The organism is Streptomyces sp. NPDC093085, assembly GCF_040683935.1.
In the GTDB taxonomy this organism is placed as follows: Bacteria; Actinomycetota; Actinomycetes; order Streptomycetales; family Streptomycetaceae; genus Streptomyces.
In genome coordinates, this window is sequence record NZ_JBFBFB010000005.1 from 411,824 (window position 1) to 433,103 (window position 21,280).

Sequence of the window (21,280 nt, forward strand, 5' to 3'; positions counted from 1 at the left end):
AAGGACGTTCGACAGAAGGACGTTCGGTACGAGCAGAGCGCGGCTCCGCAGGCCAATCGGCCCTGCGGGGCCGCGCTTTCGCGTGCGGCGGGGGCGGGGGTGGGGGCGGGGGGTTGCGGAACGCGACTAGTCTCAGATAAAACTAGTCATGCAAGCCACTAGCTGACCTACGCGACTACTACGCGAAGTGTCACTACTGCGTGAAGTGTCACTACTGCGTGAAGGGAGGACTCGTGGGTTCCAAAGCATCCGCGGACGTCACCACCGCCTGGGTCCGCGCCGCTCTCGAACTCGCCGTCCTGGCCGTGCTCACCGAAGGGGACCGGCACGGTTACGCGCTGGCCCAGCGCCTGGACGAGTACGCGATCGGGCCGATCCGGGGCGGGTCCCTCTACCCCGTGCTCGGGCGGCTGGAGACCGAGGGCTCCGTCCGGTCGCTCTGGCAGGCCGGGGAAGGCGGCCCCGGACGGAAGGTGTACGCGCTGACCGAGGCGGGCCTGCGGAGGCTCGACGCGGACCGCGCCCGGTGGCGCGAGTTCACCGGAAACCTGGACCGCCTCCTGACCGCGTCCGCACCCGCATCCGCGTCCGCACCCGCACCGGACGGACCCACGGCGCTCGCCACACCCACCCCCACGACCACACCCGCCCCCACGACCACGGAGGGAATCCGATGACCGGGACGACAAAGAAGAAGGACGAGAACAAGGAACTCACCCGGTGGGCGGCGCGGGCCCAGCTCGCGCTGGCCAAGCGCGGGGTCCACCACTACACCGCCGTCCCCCTCCTCGAAGAGGTCAAGGCGAGCTGCGCCGAGAACGGGCAGCCCCCCGAGGAACTCTTCGGCACCCCCGAGGAGTTCGCCGAGGCGGCGCTCCTCGAACTGCCGCCCGACACGGTCCCGCCGGCCGACACCCAGGGCCTGACCTCCCGCGACCACCTCACCGGCGCGCCGTTCCTCGTCACCCTCTGGACGCTGGCCGCCTCGGTCCTGTACGCCGTGCTGGCCGGGACCCTGAGCTTCGGCGTCTCCGCCGCGTCGCTGACCGGGACCGTACTCCTCGCGCTCGCCGTGATGGCGCTCAGCGGCCCCGCCGACGCGCTCCGTTCCGCCGGGCATCTTCGGCTGGCCCCCTGGCCGTTCGCCCTCGCGGCGCTCCTGGCGGCCGGTTCCGCCGCCGCGTTCACCCAGCTCTCCCGGGACCACCTGGTGACCATCCCGCTCTGGGCGATCGTCGTCGTGGGCGTGGCCGCGCTCCTCTTCCAGCTCCGGGGCAGCAAGCCGCCGCGCCCCGGCGCGGCCGACCCGGAGTCCACGGACGCGTGGCTGGACCGCCTCGTCAACCTGCTGATCGGCCGGCACGACCTGCCGCCGCAGCGCGCCCGCGAGCTGGCCGGGGAGGCCCGTGAGCACCTGAGGGTCGCTGGCACGACGCCCGGCGCGGAGTTCGGCCCGCTCGACGAGTACGCCCGGGACCTCGCCGAGCCCGAGACCGTCCGGCAGCCGGCCTGGTGGCGCTCCACGCCGGGCAGCGTCGCGACCCACCTGATCGCCCTGGCCCTCGGCGCCGGCGCGTTCGTCGCCTGGCTCCACAGCGCACCGTACGCGGCGTACCTGCTGGCGCTGCCGTTCGCCGCGGGGCGGGTGTTCCGGCTGATACGGCTGTTCGTGCCGGGTACGGGCAGGACGGGCGCTCCGGGTACGACGGGTACTCCGGGTCCGGGCACGGAAGCGGCGCGCTGAGGCGATCCGGCCCCGGCGCCTCCTGGCCCCTCCTCACCCCTCCTCACCCCCCATCGTCCCCTCTCTCCCCCCCGCATATCCGGTGGACGGCTCGGGAACCGGGGTGGCAGGCTCGCCCGTATGACGACGCGATACGGAATCGAGCCCCGCCCCGCCCGGTGAGCCCGCGCCCCGAGCGCCCCGCGCTCCCCGGCTCCCCGCCCGCCCTGTACGACCAGGCGCTGGCCCTGCTGAGCACCTTCCCGGACGGGATCCCGCCCCGAGGCCGACTGACACTCCGCCCGGGGCCGGCCCTTGCCGGCCGGGCCCCCGCCGGGCGGGCGCCTGAGAACCCGCCGCCGGCCGGCCCGGCGGCCACCTCCGCCGGCCAGGTGCGGGAAGCCGTCCAGGAGGCCCTGACCCCGCTCCTCCCCAACACCGCCGCCACCCTCCACCGCCGCTTCGCGCGCCTCGGCGTCCTGCACCGCCGCCACGCCCTCCGCGTCCACGCCGCCGTGGCCGCGCTGCCGCTGCCGCCACCGGGGTCGGAGGAACGGGACGCCGCCCGGCTCCTGGCGCGGCAGCTCACCCGTACGGGGACCACGGTGCCCACCGTCACCGCGGGCATCGTTCTCCTCATCCGCCTCGGGGAGCCCGAGGACATCCCGTACCTCTCCGCCCTCGGCGTCCTCACCGAGTTCACCCGCCCCGCCGTCAGCGCCCTGGACGCCCTGGACCGCCGGGCCGCGGCGGCCCTCTGGCTCGCGGTCCACGCACGCGCCGCCGAACTGCGCCCGATCGTCCACACCCTGTGGACCAAAGGCGCCGGAGACACCGGGAACACCAGGAACACCAGGAACACCGAGAACGCCGGGAACCAGGAAGCGATCCGCGCAGCTCTGGTCCGACTGACGGGACCGGCCGGGGCCACCGCGCGCCCCCGCACGACCCGGCTGCTCAACTCGTCCGTCGCCCGCAGGATCGCGGAGGCGGCCCGGCTCCCCGGACTCCTCGACCGTTACCCCGCCGACCCGGCCCTGCTCGCGGGCGCGGCCAAGCTTTTGGCCCGGACGGTTTCCGCGCGGGACGACCAGATCGACCTCTTCGCGTACGGCGAGGCGATCGGCCTGTACGAGCGCGTCGTGACCCGCGCACACCTCCTGGCGCCCACCCTGGACCACCACGCGACCCTGCTCACCCTCGCCCAGGAACTGAGCAGCGGCCCCAGCGTGCTGCTGAAGTGGCCGCCGGGCCGCCGCGAGGAGCTGCTGGCCACGCTGGACCACGTACTGGCGCCCCCGGAACACCCCCCGGGCGCCCCCGCACAGGACTCCCCCGGCCGTCTCGCGCCCACCCCGGACGACCGCCTCCCCCGCCGGCGTGCGGCCTGGCTCCACCGCACCACCCCCCAACGCCCCTTCACCTCCACCACCCCAGCCACCTCCACCACCCCGTCCTCCACCACCCCGTCCTCCACCACCACGCCCTTCACCCGCCTCCGTATCGAGGTGGTCGTAGCGGACCCCGCCGACCCGCAGCCGGTGGAGACCCGCATCCTGCTGGACGGCCGCCCCCTGGTCCCCGGACACTTCGGCCACGGCCCCGCCGAACCCCCCGAAGTCCTCCTCGACGAGGGGCGGTTGCGGGCCGGCCCCGTACCCCACGAGGTACGGCTCGCGACGGCGTCCTGCGCGGAGCCGTGCTGCGGCGCGCTGTACGTCACGATCCGGCGCGACGGCGACGAGGTGGTGTGGGAGAACTGGCGGCGCCCGTACGCCCTGCCCGGCACCCAGGGCCCGGTCCCCGAACTCCCCGCCCACCGCTTCGACGCCGCCGCCTACGACGCGGAGGTCGCCCGGGCCGAGACGGACCGCCCCTGGTCCTGGCCGGCCCGGACCACGGCCCGGCTCATCAGGGCGGGCCTGCGCGAACGCCCCGACCTGCTCGCCCGCTGGGGCGCCCGCGCGGGCTGGGCCGGCACCGACTTCCGGGACCCGGACACCGCCGTGATCACCTTCCTGCACACCCCCGCCCGCACGGCGGAAACCCCGGAGCCCCACCCTGTCCAGCACCTCTGGCACCTGCCGGACAACGGCACCCCACCCGAATCCCAGGCCGCGGCGGCCCTGCACCGCCTCACAGAACAGGACCCGCGCACCTACTGACCGCCCGGTCCCTTACCGCCGCGTGTACGGGGTCCGTCGTCCGGCCGTCCCGTGCGTGACGGGTCCCGCGGCGGGGCGCGCGGAGGCTTCCCGTGGCCGAAAACGCCAGGAACAATCACCGTTGTGACCACCACCGACACCCCCGGCCCGGGCGACGCCGCCCCTGGGTCCGCGCCCGGGGCCGCGTCCGGGGGCGACCCCGGGGCCGCGCCCGCCCCCACCCTGCTGAGCAACCTGGTGACCGGCACCCTGCTCGGTGCCGCGCTCGCCGCGCTCGTGGTCGGGGTGATCATCGGGGAGAACGGCCTGTGGGGTTCGGGCGCCGGGTTCTTTCTGCTGATCACGGTCGTCGGGGTGGTCTCGGGGCGGCGGGAACGGGCCCGGAGGCCGGAGAAGCCAGCGAAGCGGATGGCTCTCGCCATGATCGAGAGCCGCCGGGCCACCAGCGGGGAGATGGCCGACATCCCGGTCGAGTTCGATGTGACGGTCGCCCCGGACGACCGGCCCGCCTACCGGGTCACCTTCCACCAGTCCGTCAACCTCGTGGACGTGGCCGATTTTCCGCCCCGCCGTGTCGTGGTCGTCGAGTACCCCGCGCACGAACCCTGGGCGTGCGCGATCGTCACCCGGCCCGATCCCGAATGGGCCCGGCGGGCCGCCGACGCCTCGATCGACTCGGCGCCCGCGTCCACGCGGGTCAAGAACCCGCACCCGCTCGGGGCGTACTGCCTCACCTCCTTCCTCGCCTTCCTCGTCGGCGCGGCCGTCGTCGTCCTGCTCTTCCGTGCGGAGCTGTTGGGCGGCGAACCGGGCGGCGACAGCGCGCAGGGGGCCGGGCGCTCGGGGGTTTCCGTCAGTACGCCCTCGCCGGTCTTCTCCACCTCCACCTCCACCAGCACCACCCGCACCAGCGCCTCGCTCCTGGAGGACGGCCAGATGCGCGCCACCGCCGAGGCCCTGTTCACCTCGGGCGTGGTCACCGCCACGGAGTTCCGGATCGAGGAGCACCTGATGTCCGCCCAGGGCGTCGGCGCCACCGGAACGGACTCCGGGGAACCGCCGATCGTCCTGCCGTCCCTTCCGTACGACCGGCTCCCCGCCCTGGTCCGCGAGGCACGCGCCACCTCCGGCCTCGGCTCGGGCCAACAAGGGGCCTGGCGTATCGACTTCGGTCATGACTCCCGTACCAAAGCCCTGGTCATCCGCGTGACCGTGACGGACGCCCACGGCTCCGCCACCCTCCTCGCCGACATCCACGGTGATGTCACCCAGCCCGCCGCAGTGCCCACTTCGCGCTGAGGGGCCCTCCTTTACCGGGTCTGAACCGCCATCGGGCGGGGTGGCGATGGTTACGGGATCCTGGGCATCCTCCAGGCCCCGCCGATGCTGCGGATGCCGGAACGGGGCGAGGGGCCGCGCCTCGCGAGGACGCCGCACACCGTGGTCGGGGGCGTGCTCGACTCGGCCCCGGAGGCGGCCCCGGAAGCTGCCCCGGAGGCGGCCCCCGGGGAGGGCTGAGCCGCGCCCCCCGGTCACGCCGTACGGGCCGCCCTGCGGTGCGCCGCCACCCGCTCCCGCGTCGCGCACCGCCGCGAGCAGTACCGGCGGGGCGGGCCGCCGCCCAGGGTGAGGAAGACGTTCCGGCAGGCGGGCGAGGCGCAGAGGCCGCCCGGCGGGCGCTGGTGGTCCCAGAGCAGCACGGTCAGCGCGAGACACGACGCGCCCAGCAGCCACTCGCCCCAGGGCGCCTCGTCGTCGCTGTCCAGGTGCGGGTGCCAGGCCGTACGGCCCCCGTGCGAGCTGAGGCGCAACGGTCCCGCCCCGCCGCCGAGGAGGCGGTTCAGCGCGGTCGCGGCGGCGGCGAGACCGGGCGCGGCGAAGACCTCGCGCAGGCGCACCGCCGCCGCGTTCATCTCCGCCACGTCATCGACGGTGAGTTCCACCGGCGCGGGCTCGCCGTGCGCGAGCAGCACACGGGCGATCGCGTCAGGGTCCGGGACGGAAGCCGGGTGCGGGACGGAAGCCGGATCCGAGCCGGGGGAAGCGGGCCGCGTACCCGTATCCCCTTGACCGGTGAGGGCGTTGACCAGGGCCACGGTCCGTTCCGCCGAGGCCCGTACCGAAAGGGAGTGCTCCATCCAGCGAATGTAACGCACCTGGCGAACATTTAAGTTACGTGCGTAACGTGCCCGACATGAAGAAGCGTTACGTCGTAACGGTAACGGCCTACCTGGGCGGCGCCGCAGCCGCCCGTACCGGCGACGAAATGTCGGGCCCCGCCCTCCTCCTGGCCGCCCTCGCGGCAACCGGCTCCGCGGCCACCGCCTCCGCGCTGCTGGCCGGGATCATGGTCTCGGCGGCCGTCGGCGGCCCGCTGTTCGGCGTACTCCTCGACCGGTCCACCACCCCCGGACGGCTGCTGGGCGCCGCGCTCGCCCTGTACGCGGCGGGGCTCGGCGCCGTCCTGGCCCTGCTCCACCTGGGCCCGGCGGGCCCGGACGGCGGGGCCGTGCTCCTCGCCCTGCTCGTCGCGGTGGCCACGGGGCTGCTGGGACCCGCCCTGGCCGGCGGCTGGACCTCCCAACTGCCCCGCGTCGTCGACGCGGGGCAGTTGGGGGACGGAGGGGAGGGACTGCGGCGGGCCGGGGTGTTCGACGCGATGACCTTCCATCTGGCGAGCCTGGCCGGCCCCGCGCTGGCCGGGCTCGTCGCGGCGCTGCTGGGCGCGCCCGCCGGGGTCGTCGTCGCCATCGGCCTGATCTGCGCCGCCCTGCCGGCCGCCCTGACGCTCCCGGCCGCGCCGTCCCCGGTACGGACGGAGCCCTCACCGGTGCATGCGGCGGCCCCCTCCCCGGCAGGGGGCCGGCTCGCGCCCGTACGGGGTCAACTCGCCGCCGGGTTCCGTGCCGTCGTACGCTCCCGGCCGCTGGCCCGCGCGACGGCGGCGTCGGTCGTCGCGTCCGTGGGCCGGGGCATGCTGATCGCCTGCTGCCCCCTGCTCGGCGAACGGGCCTTCGGGAGCGCCGGGCACGGCGCGCTGCTGCTCTCCGTCACCGCCGCCGCCGCGCTGGCCGCGAACGCCGTGTACGCCCGTCTCACGCGCCGCACCCACCCCCTGCGCGGCACCCACACCACACACCGCACCCACCCCCTGCGCGGCACCCGCCTCGCCTGCCTCGCCCGCCTTGCCCGCCTCGCCCGGCTCGCCCGCCTCCCGCCGGACACGGTGCTCTGGCTCGGCAGCGTCGCCATGGCGGCGGCGCTGCCGCTGGCGGCGACGGGGCGGCCCGCCCTGGTGCTGGCCGGGATGGTGCTCGCGGGGATCGGGGAAGGCCCGCAGCTCACCGCCGTGTTCGCGATACGGCACCGGGAGGCGCCGGACGGACTGCGCGGCCAGATCTTCACCACCGGAGCCAGCCTGAAGATCACCGGTTACGCGGTCGGTGCCGCCCTCGCGGGCCCGGTGGCCGCCTGGTCGCCGGCGGGCGCGCTGCTGACGGCCGCCGGGTTCGAGGTGCTGGCGGTCGCGGCCTGCGCGGCGCTCGCCCCGCCCCGTACCGCCGGCGCGCCCGCCGACTCACCCCGTACCGCCGAAGCGCCCGCCGACTCACCCCGTACCGCCGACGCGCCCCGTACCGCCGGCGACCCCGCCGCCAGCGCCCCTACCGCGCCTGGGCCCTGAGCGCGACGGCCTGCGCCAGCGCGCCCTCGATGGCCGACTTGCGCTGCTCAGGGCCGTAGTTGATGCCCTCGGCGCGGACGAATTCGAGCTTCCGCACCCCGATGAAGGAGAAGAAGGCGCTGAGATAGGTCTCCTGGTGGTCGAAGCCCGCCGTCGCGGTGTCCGCCCCGTACTCCCCGCCGCGCGACGAGGCGACGATGACCCGCTTGGCGCCCGCCAGCCCCGCCGGGCCGTGCTCGTCGTAGGTGAAGGTCTTGCCGAAGACGGCCAGCGCGTCGATCCACGTCTTGAGCTGGCTCGGGATCCCGAAGTTGTACATCGGGGCGCCGATCACGACCACTTCGGCCGCGAGGAACTCCTCCAGCGCCGCGTCGAGCCTGCTCAGATCGGACAGCACCCGGGCCCCGGCGTCGAGGTCCTGGTCCGCCGCGCCGAACGGCCTCTCCGACGAACCGGCCGGAGCCGACGACCCGGCCGGAGCGGACGAGTCGTCCGGGGCCGCCGGGACCTCCCTCATCCGGTGGATGGCCACCGACTGGTGCGGCAGCGGCTCGGCGGCGAGGTCGCGGTACATGACCTCAAGGCCGGGGTGCCCGTCCCGGAGGCGGGCGACGACGGCGGCCGAGATCTGCCGGCTCGCCGACTCGGGGCCCAGGATGCTGGAGTCGATGTGCAGAAGCTTCATGGTGAAAGGTGCCTCGCTGGTGCGCCGGGTGCGCCGGTTGCGCCGGAACGCAGGGTCCGGATCATCTGGACATGGGCGGGATATCGCTGTACGACCACATACGAATCAGGCTCTCCACTTCACGTGGAGCCACAACGTACAGTCCGCCCGATCCCCTCACGACCCGGCCCCCTCTTGTCACCTCTCGACGGAAGCCGACCCGTTCACACCGGCCCGTTCACATCGGCCCGTCACACCCGTCGTCACACCGGCCCGTCACGCCCGTCCCTCACGCCCGTCCGTCACACCAGCCCGTCTCACGCCCGTCCGTCACACCAGCCCGTCTCACGCCGGTTCCACGCGGAACCAGTTGCGGTACGCCGTCACCACCTGCCGTACCGACGGAGCCGTCCCCCTGTCGTACAACTCCCGCTCCGCCGCCGCCAGTACACGCTGGACCCGCCACGCCGCCCGGGGCAGCACCCGCCAGTTCGACTCCGCGTCGGGGCCCAGCAGCAGGGCGGTGCGGATGACGTCGGTGTAGACGGACTGCACGCGCTTGTACGCGAGGAGCAGCGGCAGGTCCTCCTCCCAGCCGTAGGTGCTGCCGGGGCGCGCCCGTTCCGCCGCCTCCGCCCAGAGGGCCCTGACCCGGGTCTCCTCCTGCTTCGGGTACGCCATGAGGTGGAGGTGGGTCGCCAGGTCGTAGAGCGGGTCGCCGACCATGGCGAGTTCCCAGTCGATGACCCAGAGGTCGCCGTTCCGGTCGACGATCAGGTTCTTGCGGTGCAGGTCGCAGTGGAGGAGCGCGAAGGGGCGCGAGCGCAGCTCGACGGTGCGCTTCCGCAGCCGCCCGAGCGGTTCGGCGTCGATGCCGAGTTCGGCGAAGAGCGTCCGGTACGGGGCGCCGTGGCCCTGGTAGACCTGCTCCTCGGTGAACCGGATCAGCCGCTCCAGGAACGCCGCCGCGTCGCCCTCGGCGATCCGGTCGTCCGAGGCGCAGATCCGGGTGACCTTCTGCTCCGCCAGCTCCTTCGGGTCGATGGAGACCAACTGGTGGAAGAGGCGGCCGAGTTGCTCGGCGTGGCGCGCGGAGAGGCCCCGCCCGGTCACCTGGAGCCCGCCGGGCCCGTGCCGGGCGTCGAGCGTCCGCCCCTCGATGAAGCCCTGGAGATACACGCCCTCGCCGACCTCGGTGATCTCCGGGATGCGGTCGATACGGCCCTGGAGCGCGGTGAGCAGCAGGTCCTCGGAGGCGAAGCAGCGCCGGTCGAACCAGAGCAGTCCGGGGCGGGGGGCGCGGAGCTTGGCGCGCTCGAAGCGGGCGCTCAGCTCGCTAGCGGCGGGCAAGGGGAAGGCGTAGGTCTCATGGTGATAGCCGTTGAGCGGGCCGATGACCTTCTGGTCGTCAGGGCTCAGCTCACCGGCCTGCCTGCGGATGTCGGATGCCGCCGCCCGGCCGGCCGCGCGTTTGATCGCCTGTCCCACTGGTGTCATCGCCCTGTGCACTGTTCCTGATGCCCTATGCCCTATGCCCCGGTAACCACTGTCACTACTGCTACTTCTGCTGTAGCCGCTTCTTCTATAGCTGCTTCTTCTGTAGCTGCTTCTGCTTTAGCTACTTCTTCTGTAGCTGCTTCCACGGCCGCTGCTTCTACTGCTGCTGCTTGCGCTACCTCTGCCGCTGAAGTTGGCGGAGTTGTGCGGCCAACTTTTGCACGCTGTCGGGAAGTTCGTCCACGACCACCCGCGCCCCCGCCTCGTACAGCGCCTCGCTCTTCGTCTCCCGGGCGGCGTAGCCGAGGAACCCCACCCCGAGCCGGTCCGCCGCCCGGAAGTCGGCCTCGGCGTCGCCTATCATCGCCGCCTCGTCCGCCGGTACGCCCGTCCACCGCAGCGCCCGCCGCAGGCAGTCCGGGTCCGGCTTGAGGAGGCCCGGGTCGGGGCGGCGGCCGTAGACATGGCCGCCGAAGTACGGGGTGAGGCCGGTCCGGTCGAGGTAGCGCCGTACCGCCCTGGGCGAGTTGTTGGTGGTCACCGCGAGGGCGACCCCGGCCTGGGCCAGCGCGCGGATCAGCTCGGCGGCGTTCCTGGTCGGTACGGCCGACTCGCTCGCCCGTATCTCCTCCTCCGTCAGCCGCGCCTCCACCTCGGCGACCCGCGCGGAGCCCGGCGCGAGCGCGCCCACCGCCCGCAGCACGGCCTGCGGATCGGTGACCGGAACGCCGCCCTCCGGTGCCACCGCCTCCCGGACAGGACCGGGGAGCGCGGCGAGGAGGCGGGCGGCCACGTCCGGGGCGGGGTGGTTGCGGAAGAGCGCGCAGACGGGCCCGTCGAAGTCGAAGAGCACGCACCGCACCGGCAGCGGACCGCGGGCCGGGGCGGTGACCGGGGCCGGCGCGTTGACCGGGGCCGGGGCCGCCCGGTCGAAAGGGGCCTCGTCGAAGGTGGCCCCGTCGAAGGGCGCGGTGCCCAGGGGCTGCCGGGCCGCGCGGGGATCCGTCGCGTACGAGTCGGTCACGTCGCTCCGTCCTTCGGGGGCCGGAGAGCGGAACCTCGGCGCCTCCGGATCACATCCTGCCCCGAACGGACACGGTACGACACGCCGTCACGCGCTCACCCCAGGACGAGGTCGGTCGCGATCGTCTCCCACAGCGCGTCGAACCACCCCTGCGACTCCGCCACGAACGCGGTGTCCCGCTGGGCCCCCGGCGCCCCCGCCGCGAACGAGAAGAGCGGCGAGCGGTCGCCCCGCGCGTCGTACATCTCGACGGAGGTCCGGTGGATCTCCTCGGCGCGGACCGTGACCTTGTAGTACGCGAAGAGCGCCTCGGCCCCGTTGAGCACGTACAGCTTCACCGGCGGCGTGAACGGCAGCGCCTTGAACCGTACGTCCACCTCGATCCCCGCCGAGCGCATCCCCATCAGATGGTCGCTCAGGACCGTGCCGTGCGCGTTGCGCTGCTGGAGCCAGCGCTGGTGGACGAGGCCGCTCTCGTCCGGGTGCGTGTCGGTCGGGCCGACGGAGCGCGGGAACGCGAGGTCGATACCGCGGTGGGGCAGCAGCACCCGCACCGTCACGCTGGCGGGGAGCGGTCCCGCGCCCGGCGCGGTGGCGCGGTCCTGGACGCGCAGGCGCTGCTCACCGAGGGCGGCGCTCAGCGACTCGGCGGTCAGGCAGAGGGCGTCGATCCGTACGTGCTCGGCCTCGAACGCGGCCATGATGCGGGGGCGCAGCGCGACCATCGTCTCCTGCGGCAGTTCGTCCCCGGCCGCGCCGGGCCCCGCGCCGGGTGCGGAGCCCGGGCGTCCGGTGGGGCCGGGGCTCGCGAGGTCGGCGATACGGGGCGGGGCGCCCCGGGTGACCTCGGTGAGCAGGCCCGCGTCCTGGAGCCGACGCAGGGCCTGGCGCACGGCGCCGCGCTGGACGCCGAACTCGGCCATCAGCCGCTTCTGCGTGGGCAGCGGCTGCCCGGCGGCGAGTTCGCCCGACTCGATCCGGGCCCGCAGCACCTCCGCCACCTCCTCGGGGGCGGGCGTTCCCGTACCGGGTGCGGCAGCGCGTTCAGGAGCCATGACCCTACGTTACAACTTCCGACCATCTCGTGGCAGTTATCGCGCCGAACTTGTTTACCGGGAACAACTTGGCGGGATAACGACCTTAGTTGGCACCAAGTTCCCACCACGAGGGGAGTTGGCAGCCAACTCGGCCCTCCAGCCCTTGAGGAGTGACCGCCATGCCCACCTCCGCGCTCCTGACCGCGGCCCTCAGCATCGGGCTCGATCAGCTCGTCCACTGGCGGTTCGGCACCATAGGAACCGTCGCCCTCTTCCTGTTCACCTTCGGCGTCAAGGCCAGAAACGCCACCTGCGCCGGGATCGGCGGGGCGCTGCTGGCCCTCCTAGTGATCCAGCTCGGCCACTGACGGCCGTCGCCGCCCCCGTGGGCTCACATATGACTATATGGAGTACTTCGAGCGCCCCCTTGTCCACTCTGCCGCGCGCCCCGCCGGGCGGGGTGACCCTGAGACGGGACGGGTTCAACGGGATCGGCCCGTCACCGTACAGAGAACCCAGGGGGAACAACCATGCGCAAGATCAGCACCTTCCTCGCCACCGCCGGAGCCGCCGTCCTGCTGGCCGGAGTGACCGCCGGGCCCGCGCCCGCGGCCCCCCAGGCCAATCCGTACGACGATTGCGACAAGGGCTACTTCTGCATCTACAGCGAGTACAACGGCGGGCGCACGAAGGAGGGCAAGTCCTCGAAGTGCCAGTGGTCGCAGGAGAAGCTGGCGAACACCGCCGACAACTGCTCCTTCATCCAGAAGGGCAAGAACGTCAAGTCCGTGTTCAACAAGACGAAGCACCGCGTGCAGTACTACACGCAGACCAACTACAAGAACCGCGTGGGCTCCACGGCGTCCGGCAAGGGCGGCAACCTCCAGGGCAACTACCAGATCCGCTCCTTCAAGCCCCAGTAACGTCACGACGGCCCCGGAGTCACCTCCGGATCCGGATGGGGATCCGGGAGGCGGTCCAGTTCCAGGCGGTCCTCGCGTACGCGCTGCGCCAGGTCGAGCTTGGTGTACGCGGGCCGCCCCGCCTCCGTGTACTTGCGCTTGACCCGCTGGAGGTACTCCCGCGCCGTGCCGTACGCCACCCCGGCCCGGCGCGCGGCGGCCTCCAGCGTGGAGCCGGTGGCATAGGAGAGCAGCACTGCCCGCTCCTGCGCCGACAGCCTGGGCCGGGCCGGCCGCTCGTCCCTGGCCAGGACGAAGGCGAGTTCGGGGGTGACCACGGACTCGCCCGCGGCGACCCTCCGTACCGCGTCGATGAGGACCGGCAGGTCGTTGTCCTTGGTCACATAACCCGCCGCGCCCGCCTCCAGGGTGGCGATCACATGGCCGGCGTCGGCGACGGTGGACACCACCAGCACCGCGGCCCCCGACCCCAGCAGCCGCGCCACATTGTCGGCGGGACGGCTGAGGTCACGGAGGTTGAGGTCGAGCAGGATCACCTCGACGGGGGCGTCGGGCGGGTCCGCCTCGTACGCGTCGACGCTGGTCGCGACGGCAGCCAGCTCGATGTCGTCCACCGGCGTCAGCCACGCGGACAACCCGCTCAGCAGCATCTTGTCGTCGTCGATCGCCGCGACCCGGATCTTCCGCCCGCTCACCGTTCCCCCCGCCCGGACCATCCGGCCCCGCCGATCACTTCCGACTCCTCAGCCGCTGCCGTCTTGTCGGCCTCCTCGGCCCGGTCGGCCCCTTGGGCCCGGTCGGACCCGTCGGCCCCTTCGGCCGGCCCGAACGGTGCCGGCGCGGGCCAGCGCAGTGCGACGCTGGTGCCTTCGCCCACCCCGCTGTCGACGGTGGCCACGCCGCCCACCTCCGCCATGCGCCGCACGATCGACCGGGCCAGGCCGAGGCCCTGGTGCGCGGCGCCCGGATCGAAGCCGACACCCCGGTCGACCACCGTCACGGTCACCCCCCGGCCCCCCTTCCGCTCATCCATCCGCTTACTCTTCCGCTCGTCCGTCCACTCACCCGTCCCCTCATCGGACATCACGGTGAGCCACGCCTCTCCGGCGCCGGAGTGCTTGGCCACGTTGTTCAGCGCCTCGCGGGCCGCGCCCGTGAACGCCTCGACCACCGCGTCCGGCAGCGGCCCGGTGCTGTCGTCGCTCATGTGGTGGACCCGCACCCCCAGCGCCGCCTGGTCGCGCCCAACCGCCGCCAGCGCCACCGCCAGGGGCGAGGGCGGCTCCTCGGGGCTGCCGGAGATCAGCCCCCGCAGATAGTCCGCGTCGGCTGCGCACCGCTGCCGTACCAGCTCCGTACGGTGGTCGAGCCCGCCCCGGGCGATGGCGCTCAGCGTGGAGAGCACGGTGTCGTGCAGCAGCCGGTACTGCCGGCCGCGCTCGTCGTAGCGGGCGCGCTCGGCCGCGGTACGCGACCGGGCCTCCGCAATCGCCACCACCGCCGCGTCCACGCTCTCCGCCTCCCGCGCCAGATGGCGCGCGACCAGCCCGCCGATCGCCCCGAACCCGGCGAGCGACAGCACATTGCCCACGGTCGTGGCACCCGCCGACGAGGAGGCGGTGAGCCCCGGGCCGACCCCGGCCACGTACGCGGCGGCGAGCACCGCGCCCACCCCGATCGCGCTCCGCAGCCGGAACGCCACGGCCCCGGCCGCCGCCGCGCCCATCGCCGGGGCGACCGCCGAATTGGCCCAGCTCGTCGCGTACAGCGGCTGGCAGGCACGGCCCGCCGCGACCAGGCAGACCGCCGCCACGGCGACATCGACCCCGGTCAGCCGTCGGTCCACGGCTCCACGCCGCAGCGCGGCCACGGTGAACACCGTCCCCCAGCCGCACTGCACCACATAACTCGCCGCCGCCATCGGCACATTCGCGTACCCCACCCGGTCACCGAGCAGCACGGCCACCGGCCACGGCAGCAACTGCACGATCCGCAGCAGCGCCATCGAGCGCGCGAGCAGACGCCGGGTGCGCCGGCGGGCGCGGTCGCCGGCCCGTACATCCGCATCCGCACCGACAGCCGCATCGACACCGGCGTCCGTATGCGCATCGGCATCGGCCGCTCGTACGTCGATGGCCGGGTCTGTCACCTTCGTCTCCTCCGCCACGCGCCCAGCATGGACGAGCAGTGTCCGGACAACCAGGTCAGCCTTCCGGCACGACGGGAGGGGCGGCAAGTAGGACGTTCTGCCGACAGCACAAGAGCCGACTGCCGTAAGGCGGTTCGGGCCGGGAGGCTGGGGCCACACCCCAGCGCGAGGAGCCCGTGAGATGAGTCACCACCGCAGCCGGATCCCCCTCAAGAACGGCAAGAGCGGCAGGGAGAGCAAGGACTACAGGGGCAGAAGGGCCGCGTCCGCCGCCGTCCTGCTCGCCCTCGGCTGCCTCGGCCTGGCCGCCTGTACGACGTCCCCCGTACCGCCGGCCGCCGCCCCGGCCCAGTCGGCGGCGGAGCAGCCCGCACCGTCGTCCCCGGCCCAGGACCCGGCGGCGACGGCGGCCGGGACGTCCGCCGGTATGTCCGCAGGCACGGACGGCTCCGCGGGTGTCCCGCCCGCGTCCGCCTCCGGTGACGCCACCGCCTCCGGCGGCTCGGTCACCGTGGACGACAGCGGCAACGCGCTGCCCGCGGCCTTCCCCAGCGGCTTCCCGCTCCCGCCCGGCGCCCATGTGACGCTCGCCCAGGAGAACGACGGCGACGGGCCGCAGTTCGCACTCGACCGGCCCGAGCCGAAGGCGATCCTCGACTTCTACCGCACCGCCCTGCCGGCCGCCGGGTACCAGATCACCCACCAGACCTTCGTCGGCGACGGCACCGACCACCCGACCGGCACCCTGTCGTTCGCCGGCCACCAGGTCACCGGCGCCATCGACCTCGCCCCCGAGATGGGCGCCCTGACCGACTTCAAGTCCCTGATCCGGCTGGACGGCTGAGCCACCGGCCCCGTGGCGTCCGGCGCCCTCGACGTCCGGCCCCCTCACGTACGGCGCCCTCGACGTCCGGCGCCATGACGTCCGATGCCCTCGACGTTCAGCGTCCCTGGTCCGATGCCCTCGACGTCCGGCGCCCCTGACGCCCCATCGCTCAGAAGATGTCCGGGCACCACGGCTGCCGCGCCGTGCGGAACAGCGTCTCCGCCACCGCCACCGCCCCCGGCCGCTCCTCCGTCACCGCGCCCAGCGCCGCCAGCCGCACCGCCGAGGTCCCGCCCAGGCAGAGCGCGCCCAGCTCCCTTACGTCCAGGGCGAGATCGGCACCGTCCGTGGTCGGTACGCAGCTCGCGCCGCCCTCCGGCGAGGCCGTCAGCCGGAAGCGTCCGCCCGCCAGGCCCGCCGCGTCGTGGACCTCCAGGACCAGGGTGCCGGGGACCTCGTACGTCCGCGCCTCCAAGGCCCGTACGGTGTCCAGCACCCGTACCCACAGGAAGTCCGCCTCCGTCACGGTGCGCGCCGCGCGCGGGTCCGGGAGGAAGTCCGGGAGCAGGTCGTCGGGGGCGCGCAGGCCCGTCCGTACGGTCGTGACCCAGTCGACCGAGCAGACGAACCGCCACAGGGCGCGCTCGGCCGCCGGGGTCACCGCGATCAGGTCCCGTACGGTCGCGGTGTTCGTCGGCTGCTTGGCGTCGTCCCAGCGGTCGTCCGCCGCGTACACCGCCAGGCCCTCCACCTCGCCCGCCCCCGAGCGGTACACGGCGAAGTACGGCTCCCCGGAGATCCAGCCCCGGGGCGAGGAGCCCGTCGACACCTCCCACCAGCGCTCGTCACGGGTGACCGCGCCCGGCTGCCGCGCCCGGAAGCGTCCGTGCAACGCGGGCCCGAGCTTACGGACCTCCGCACCGTCGGCCAGATCGATCCGCCCCTCGATCTCCCCGTCGAGGGCGTGCCGACGCGGGTCGAGCCCGGTGCGGGGCACGTCGACGGCCCACTCCACGAAGGAGGTGGCGGGCCCGAAGCCGTACCGCCCGTAGATCGGGTACTCGGCGGAGATCAGCGTGGCGAGGACGTCCCCCCGCTCCTTCGCCCGCGCCAGGTCCTCCGCCATCATCCGGCCGAGCAGCCCGCGCCTTCGGTGGGTGGGCGAGACGGAGACGTTCGAGACGGCGTCGGCCCGTACGGCCGCACCGCCGGGCACCGTCAGCTCCTGCTCGAAGGAACGGAACGTCGCCACGCACCGCCCGTTCTCGAACGCCCCCCGCGTACGCGCCGGATCGCCCCCGCCGCGCCGCCACTCCACGGCCTCGTCCGAGTCGGTCGGCGGGCGCAGGAACCCGACGTTCAGGGCCCGCACCCACTCCGGGAACTCGGCTTCGGCGACGGTACGGACCTCAAGACTCATACGGCGCACGGTATGCGCGGACACACCCCCGCCGCACCCGGATTTCCGCCGCACCCGGAGCCTCCCGGAACGACGCCCTCCGCGCCCTCTCCCCCGCTTCCCCCGGCCGCCTCAGAACGACGCCCTCCGCGCCCTCTCCCCCGCTTCCCCCCGGCCGCCTCAGAACGCCGCCCGTACCGCCCCCACCTCGACGCCACCGCCCAGCAGCGGCGCCCGCCCGATGCGCCCCAGGACCTCCGCCTCGACGCCGAGGAGCTGGAGCGCCCGCGCCAGCACCGGACCGAGCGCGCGCGTCGCGCCGTCCTCGATCTTGAAGGCGAGGGCGCGGCCGTCCGCCAGCGCCACCGCCTGCACCGCCTCGGCGCCCATCTTGGAGAGCGTCCCCGGCACCTCCCGCATCAGCCAGGTGTCGGGGCGGCGCGTGCCCGCCACGTACTCCGGGTGCGCGCGCATCGCCTCCGCGACCCGCCCCTCCGCCGTCGTCGGCGCCGCGAGGGCGAAGTGGCGGAAGGCGCGGGCGAGGCCGGTGAGGCTGAGGGCCATCAGCGGGGCGCCGCAGCCGTCCGTACCGACCGTCGGTACGTGCTCCCCGGCCGCCTCCTCGATCACCGCGAGCACGAGCTGCTGGAGCGGGTGGCCCGGGTCGAGATAGCTCTCCCTCGGCCAGCCGTTGAGCGCGCAGACGGCGAGCATGGCGGTGTGCTTGCCGGAACAGTTCATGGTGATGCGCTCGCGCTCCTTGCCCGCGGCGAGGTACGCCTCCGCCTCGACCGGGTCGAGCGGCAGGTCGGGCGGGGTCTGGAGGTCGTCGGCGGTCAGCCCGTACTCGGCGAGCATGGTCCGGACGAGGTCGAGGTGGAACGGCTCCCCGGAGTGGCTCGCTGCGGCCAGCGCCAGCCGCTCGCCGGAGAGTTCGAGCCCGGCCCTGAGCACGGCCGCCGCCTGCATCGGCTTGTTGCTGGAGCGCGGGAAGACCGGCGCCTGCGGATCGCCCAGCTCCAGTTCGACCGTGCCGTCCGCCGCGAGCAGCACCAGCGCGCCCCGGTGCCGGCCCTCCACGAACCCGGACCGTACGACCTCGGCGAGCACGGGCCCCGGCGCGGGCTCCCGCCCGAGCACGCCGCCGTTCCCACGGCCTGCGGGGCGCCGGGACACGGGAACGGCGGACGGCGTGGTGCTGGAGGTCATCTTCGGCCTTCCGGAAGGGGCGGGAACGGATCAACTACATGAGCAGATCGTCCACTTGGGCTTCACCCTCACGGTACCTGCGCGCGATCTCGGCGCTGCAATCGTCCGCCGTACGCTGGAGCTGGTGCCGGCGGCGCGAGAGCTGCCGCTCGTTGCTGACCAGCCGCCCCATCGCCGCGTGCAGCTCCTCGTCCGTACGCGCCGCCAGGTCCGAGAGCCCGACCTCCGCCAGGGTCTCGGCGGCGAGCGCCCGGTACTCGGCGCTGCGCGGCGTGGAGAGCGTGACATGCCGGGCGGAGGTGCGGTGGCGGGACGGCGCGTCGGTCAGGATCTCCGGAAGCCGGTCGAGCACCGGGGCCTCCGGGAGCCGGTCGGGCACCGGGGTCTCCGGCGCCGTCCGGCGCGCCAGCTCGGCCCGCAGGATGTCGATACGGCCCTGGAGCAGCCTGCGCAGATAACTCAGGTCGCCCTCGTCGCGGTGCGAGTCCCTGCGCAGCGCCCGCAGTTCGGCGAGGCGCAGCACACGGAAGTCGTACGGCAAGGGCACGGGCAGCCCCCCGGGAGCGGCCCCCGCCCCCGCGTCCCCCGGTCCGCCGCTGCCGGTCCCGCTGGTCGTACGGGCCGGCGCGGGTACGCTCCCGGGCCACGGCCCGCCACCGCCGCCACCGCCGCCGCGGGTACCCGGCGTACCGGAGGCACCCGGCATCCCCGGCGCATCCCGCGCATCCCGCGCATCCCGCGCATCCGGTGCGTCCGGGACATGCGGCAGGTCCGGCGTGCTCGATGTGCTCATCGCGCGTCTTTCCCCTCACTCCCCCTCAGCGGATGGATCCACGCCACCGCCTCCGAGCATCGTGCCACTCCTGCCGCGGTGGATGGGGGCGGTCCGCACCCGTTCGGCCCCCTATAGGTTGGTCCGTATGCGAGCAGTGGTGCAGAGAGTGGACGGCGCGAGCGTCGTCGCCGTGACGGAATCCGGCCCCGAGACGGTCGGCGAGATCGTCGGCGAAGGGCTGTGTGCGCTGGTGGGAGTCACCCACGAGGACACGGAGGAGCAGGCGCGCAGGCTCGCCGACAAGCTCTGGTCGATACGGATGCTGGCGGGCGAGAAGTCCTGCTCGGAGACGAACGCCCCGCTCCTGGTGATTTCGCAGTTCACTCTCTACGGGGACGCCAGGAAGGGCCGCCGCCCCACCTGGAACGCCGCGGCACCGGGCCCGGTGGCCGAACCGCTGGTCGACGCGGTGGTGGCGCGCCTGCGCGAGCTGGGGGCGAAGGTGGAGACGGGCCGGTTCGGAGCGGAGATGCGGGTCTCGCTCACGAACCACGGCCCGTTCACGGTGCTGCTGGACTTCTAGCCGTACGCACCCACAAGGCACGACCGTGGCGTCAGGGCGCGACCGTGGCGTCAGGGCGCGACGACAACCTCCTGAGCCGCCGCCGTCTCCCCCGCCAGCAGCGGCGCGTCCACCGGCACATTGCGCTTGACCAGGGCCAGCGCGATCGGCCCCAGCTCGTGGTGGCGGGCCGAGGTGGTGACGAAGCCGAGCTGCCGCCCCTCGGCGCCGTCCGCCGCGAGCCGTACGGGCGTACCGTGCGCCGGCAGATGGACGTCACTGCCGTCGAGGTGCAGGAAGACCAGCCGGCGCGGCGGCTTCCCCAGGTTCTGGACCCGGGCCACGGTCTCCTGGCCCCGGTAGCACCCCTTGGTGAGATGGACCGCGCCGCCGATCCAGCCGACCTCGTGCGGGATGGTCCGGTGGTCGGTCTCGAAGCCGAGCCGGGGCCGGTGTCCTTCGACCCGCAGCGCCTCGTACGCCAGGATCCCGGCCGGCGGCCCGTACGTCCCGGCGTACGCGGCGAGCTCTCCGCGCGGCAGGAAGAGATCGCGCCCGTACGGGGTCTCCCTGGCCAGCGCGCCCTCGGGGGCCTGGGCGATGGAACCGGCCGGGAGGTGGACGACCGCGTAGTCGTCGGTACGGTCCGCGACCTCGACCCGGTAGAAGAACTTCATCGAGTCCAGGTAGCCGATCAGCGCCTCCTGGGTGCCCGGCTCGACATGGGCCCAGACGGTGGCGCCGTCGTCCACGAGGTACAGGGCGTGTTCGACATGCCCGTTCGCGGAGAGGATCAGCGCCTCGGTGGCCTGGTTCGGGGGCAGCTCCGTGACGTGCTGGGTGAGCAGCAGGTGCAGCCAGCTCAGCCGGTCCTCGCCGGTGACGGTGAGGACGCCGCGGTGCGAGAGGTCGACGAAACCGGTGCCGTCGGCGAGGGCGCGCTGCTCGCGGAAGAGGTCGCCGTAGTGCGCCGCGACGCCTTCGTCCTGGCCTTCGGCCGCGACGGCTCCGGGCAGGGCGAGGAGAGGGCTGGTGGTCGAATGTCGCTGCATAGCCAGAAGCCTACGACTCGGCGGCCACCGGGGTCCTGCCCCCGGCTCCCGCTCCCGCCCCGCCCCCGCTCCACCCCGCCTCGCCTCGCCCCGCCCCGCTCACGAAGCGGCGGCGGCGCCACCCTCACCGGCGTCCGCGCGGGCGGTGCACTCCCGGCAGCGCCCGAAGATCGCGAAGTGCTTCATGTCGGTCGTGAACCCGAAGTCGTCCCGCAGCTTGGCGGTGAAGTCGGCGGCGACCGAGGTGTCCGCCTCGATGACCTCGCCGCAGTCCCGGCAGACCAGGTGTATGTGGTGGTGCCGGTCGGCCAGGTGGTACGTGGGCGCACCGTGCCCGAGGTGGGCGTGCGAGACGAGGCCCAGCTCCTCCAGCAGCTCCAGGGTGCGGTAGACAGTGGAGATGTTGACGCCGGAGGCGGTCTTGCGGACTTCGCAGAGAATATCGTCCGGGGTCGCGTGTTCGAGAGAGTCGACAGCTTCGAGGACAAGCTGGCGCTGAGGGGTCAGCCGGTAGCCGCGCTGCCGCAGATCGCTCTTCCAGTCGGTGCTCACCACGCCCCCAGTCTAGGCGGGCGGGGCGGCCCTCAGGCCGC

The 21,280-nt window shown here is 73.9% G+C and carries 21 protein-coding genes; 9 read left to right on the forward strand and 12 right to left on the reverse strand.

The window, feature by feature from the left end; all coding sequences use genetic code 11:
• The first annotated feature begins 233 nt into the window (after positions 1 to 233).
• The 4 genes from AB0O07_RS18365 to AB0O07_RS18380 all read left to right on the forward strand — a co-directional run bounded on the left by AB0O07_RS18365 (position 234) and on the right by AB0O07_RS18380 (position 5,187).
• Complete coding sequence (locus AB0O07_RS18365) at positions 234 to 677, forward strand: PadR family transcriptional regulator (protein ID WP_365634047.1); 444 nt, start codon at positions 234 to 236, stop codon at positions 675 to 677.
• Positions 674 to 1,744, forward strand: a complete 1,071-nt coding sequence (locus tag AB0O07_RS18370) for a hypothetical protein (protein WP_365634050.1) — start codon at positions 674 to 676, stop codon at positions 1,742 to 1,744. The genes AB0O07_RS18365 and AB0O07_RS18370 overlap by 4 nt, the downstream gene beginning before the upstream one ends.
• 158 nt (positions 1,745 to 1,902) lie before the next feature.
• Positions 1,903 to 3,888, forward strand: a complete 1,986-nt coding sequence (locus tag AB0O07_RS18375; protein WP_365634053.1) for a hypothetical protein — start codon at positions 1,903 to 1,905, stop codon at positions 3,886 to 3,888.
• 123 nt (positions 3,889 to 4,011) lie between these two features.
• The gene (locus AB0O07_RS18380) at positions 4,012 to 5,187 is read left to right on the forward strand and encodes a hypothetical protein (RefSeq protein WP_365634056.1); all 1,176 of its coding nucleotides are present in this window, start codon (positions 4,012 to 4,014) and stop codon (positions 5,185 to 5,187) included.
• 233 nt (positions 5,188 to 5,420) lie between these two features.
• On the opposite strand, the gene AB0O07_RS18385 is transcribed toward AB0O07_RS18380, so the two are convergent.
• Complete coding sequence (locus AB0O07_RS18385; protein WP_365634060.1) at positions 5,421 to 6,026, reverse strand: CGNR zinc finger domain-containing protein; 606 nt, start codon at positions 6,024 to 6,026, stop codon at positions 5,421 to 5,423.
• A gap of 56 nt (positions 6,027 to 6,082) precedes the next feature.
• On the opposite strand from AB0O07_RS18385, the gene AB0O07_RS18390 reads away from it, so the two are divergent.
• Positions 6,083 to 7,570, forward strand: a complete 1,488-nt coding sequence (locus AB0O07_RS18390; RefSeq protein ID WP_365634062.1) for an MFS transporter — start codon at positions 6,083 to 6,085, stop codon at positions 7,568 to 7,570.
• Here the strand turns inward: AB0O07_RS18390 and AB0O07_RS18395 are convergent.
• From AB0O07_RS18395 to AB0O07_RS18410, 4 genes are all read right to left on the reverse strand, one after another.
• Positions 7,551 to 8,255, reverse strand: a complete 705-nt coding sequence (locus AB0O07_RS18395) for an NAD(P)H-dependent oxidoreductase (protein ID WP_365634065.1) — start codon at positions 8,253 to 8,255, stop codon at positions 7,551 to 7,553. The two genes, AB0O07_RS18390 and AB0O07_RS18395, sit on opposite strands and share 20 nt — an antisense overlap.
• Positions 8,256 to 8,579: 324 nt before the next feature.
• Positions 8,580 to 9,731 carry a phosphotransferase gene (locus tag AB0O07_RS18400; protein ID WP_365634068.1) on the reverse strand — a complete coding sequence of 384 codons (1,152 nt, stop codon included), beginning with the start codon at positions 9,729 to 9,731 and terminating at the stop codon, positions 8,580 to 8,582.
• A gap of 175 nt (positions 9,732 to 9,906) precedes the next feature.
• Positions 9,907 to 10,755, reverse strand: coding sequence for an HAD-IA family hydrolase (locus AB0O07_RS18405; RefSeq protein WP_365634071.1), 849 nt, complete (start codon positions 10,753 to 10,755; stop codon positions 9,907 to 9,909).
• Between the two features lie 95 nt (positions 10,756 to 10,850).
• Positions 10,851 to 11,810, reverse strand: coding sequence for a winged helix-turn-helix domain-containing protein (locus tag AB0O07_RS18410; RefSeq protein ID WP_365634073.1), 960 nt, complete (start codon positions 11,808 to 11,810; stop codon positions 10,851 to 10,853).
• 161 nt (positions 11,811 to 11,971) lie between these two features.
• On the opposite strand from AB0O07_RS18410, the gene AB0O07_RS18415 reads away from it, so the two are divergent.
• Entirely contained in the window at positions 11,972 to 12,160 is a 189-nt protein-coding gene (locus AB0O07_RS18415; RefSeq protein WP_365634076.1) for a hypothetical protein, read from the forward strand.
• Positions 12,161 to 12,322: 162 nt separating this feature from the next.
• Positions 12,323 to 12,715: a peptidase inhibitor family I36 protein gene (locus AB0O07_RS18420; protein ID WP_365634078.1), complete on the forward strand. Its 393-nt coding sequence runs from the start codon at positions 12,323 to 12,325 to the stop codon at positions 12,713 to 12,715.
• Between the two features lie 2 nt (positions 12,716 to 12,717).
• On the opposite strand, the gene AB0O07_RS18425 is transcribed toward AB0O07_RS18420, so the two are convergent.
• Entirely contained in the window at positions 12,718 to 13,410 is a 693-nt protein-coding gene (locus tag AB0O07_RS18425; RefSeq protein ID WP_365634081.1) for a response regulator transcription factor, read from the reverse strand.
• Positions 13,407 to 14,864 (reverse strand): ATP-binding protein, encoded by a 1,458-nt coding sequence (locus tag AB0O07_RS18430; protein ID WP_365634084.1) that lies wholly within the window; start codon positions 14,862 to 14,864, stop codon positions 13,407 to 13,409. The genes AB0O07_RS18425 and AB0O07_RS18430 overlap by 4 nt, the downstream gene beginning before the upstream one ends.
• 181 nt (positions 14,865 to 15,045) lie before the next feature.
• Between AB0O07_RS18430 and AB0O07_RS18435 the strand changes: the two genes are divergently transcribed.
• Entirely contained in the window at positions 15,046 to 15,708 is a 663-nt protein-coding gene (locus AB0O07_RS18435; protein WP_365634087.1) for a hypothetical protein, read from the forward strand.
• 151 nt (positions 15,709 to 15,859) lie between these two features.
• Here AB0O07_RS18435 and AB0O07_RS18440 read toward each other — a convergent pair whose 3' ends face one another.
• The 3 genes from AB0O07_RS18440 to AB0O07_RS18450 form a co-directional block, all read right to left on the reverse strand.
• Positions 15,860 to 17,110, reverse strand: coding sequence for a GNAT family N-acetyltransferase (locus tag AB0O07_RS18440; protein ID WP_365634090.1), 1,251 nt, complete (start codon positions 17,108 to 17,110; stop codon positions 15,860 to 15,862).
• A 159-nt stretch (positions 17,111 to 17,269) separates the two neighbouring features.
• Complete coding sequence (locus AB0O07_RS18445; RefSeq protein WP_365634093.1) at positions 17,270 to 18,298, reverse strand: asparaginase; 1,029 nt, start codon at positions 18,296 to 18,298, stop codon at positions 17,270 to 17,272.
• Between the two features lie 34 nt (positions 18,299 to 18,332).
• Positions 18,333 to 19,004 (reverse strand): ABC transporter substrate-binding protein, encoded by a 672-nt coding sequence (locus AB0O07_RS18450; protein ID WP_365634302.1) that lies wholly within the window; start codon positions 19,002 to 19,004, stop codon positions 18,333 to 18,335.
• Positions 19,005 to 19,218: 214 nt separating this feature from the next.
• Between AB0O07_RS18450 and dtd the strand changes: the two genes are divergently transcribed.
• Complete coding sequence (dtd, locus tag AB0O07_RS18455; protein WP_365634095.1) at positions 19,219 to 19,656, forward strand: D-aminoacyl-tRNA deacylase; 438 nt, start codon at positions 19,219 to 19,221, stop codon at positions 19,654 to 19,656.
• Between the two features lie 50 nt (positions 19,657 to 19,706).
• On the opposite strand, the gene AB0O07_RS18460 is transcribed toward dtd, so the two are convergent.
• On the reverse strand, positions 19,707 to 20,687 hold the full coding sequence (locus AB0O07_RS18460) for a folate-binding protein (RefSeq protein WP_365634098.1): 981 nt from the start codon (positions 20,685 to 20,687) through the stop codon (positions 19,707 to 19,709).
• A gap of 99 nt (positions 20,688 to 20,786) precedes the next feature.
• Positions 20,787 to 21,242 (reverse strand): transcriptional repressor, encoded by a 456-nt coding sequence (locus AB0O07_RS18465; protein WP_365634101.1) that lies wholly within the window; start codon positions 21,240 to 21,242, stop codon positions 20,787 to 20,789.
• Positions 21,243 to 21,280 lie beyond the last annotated feature (38 nt).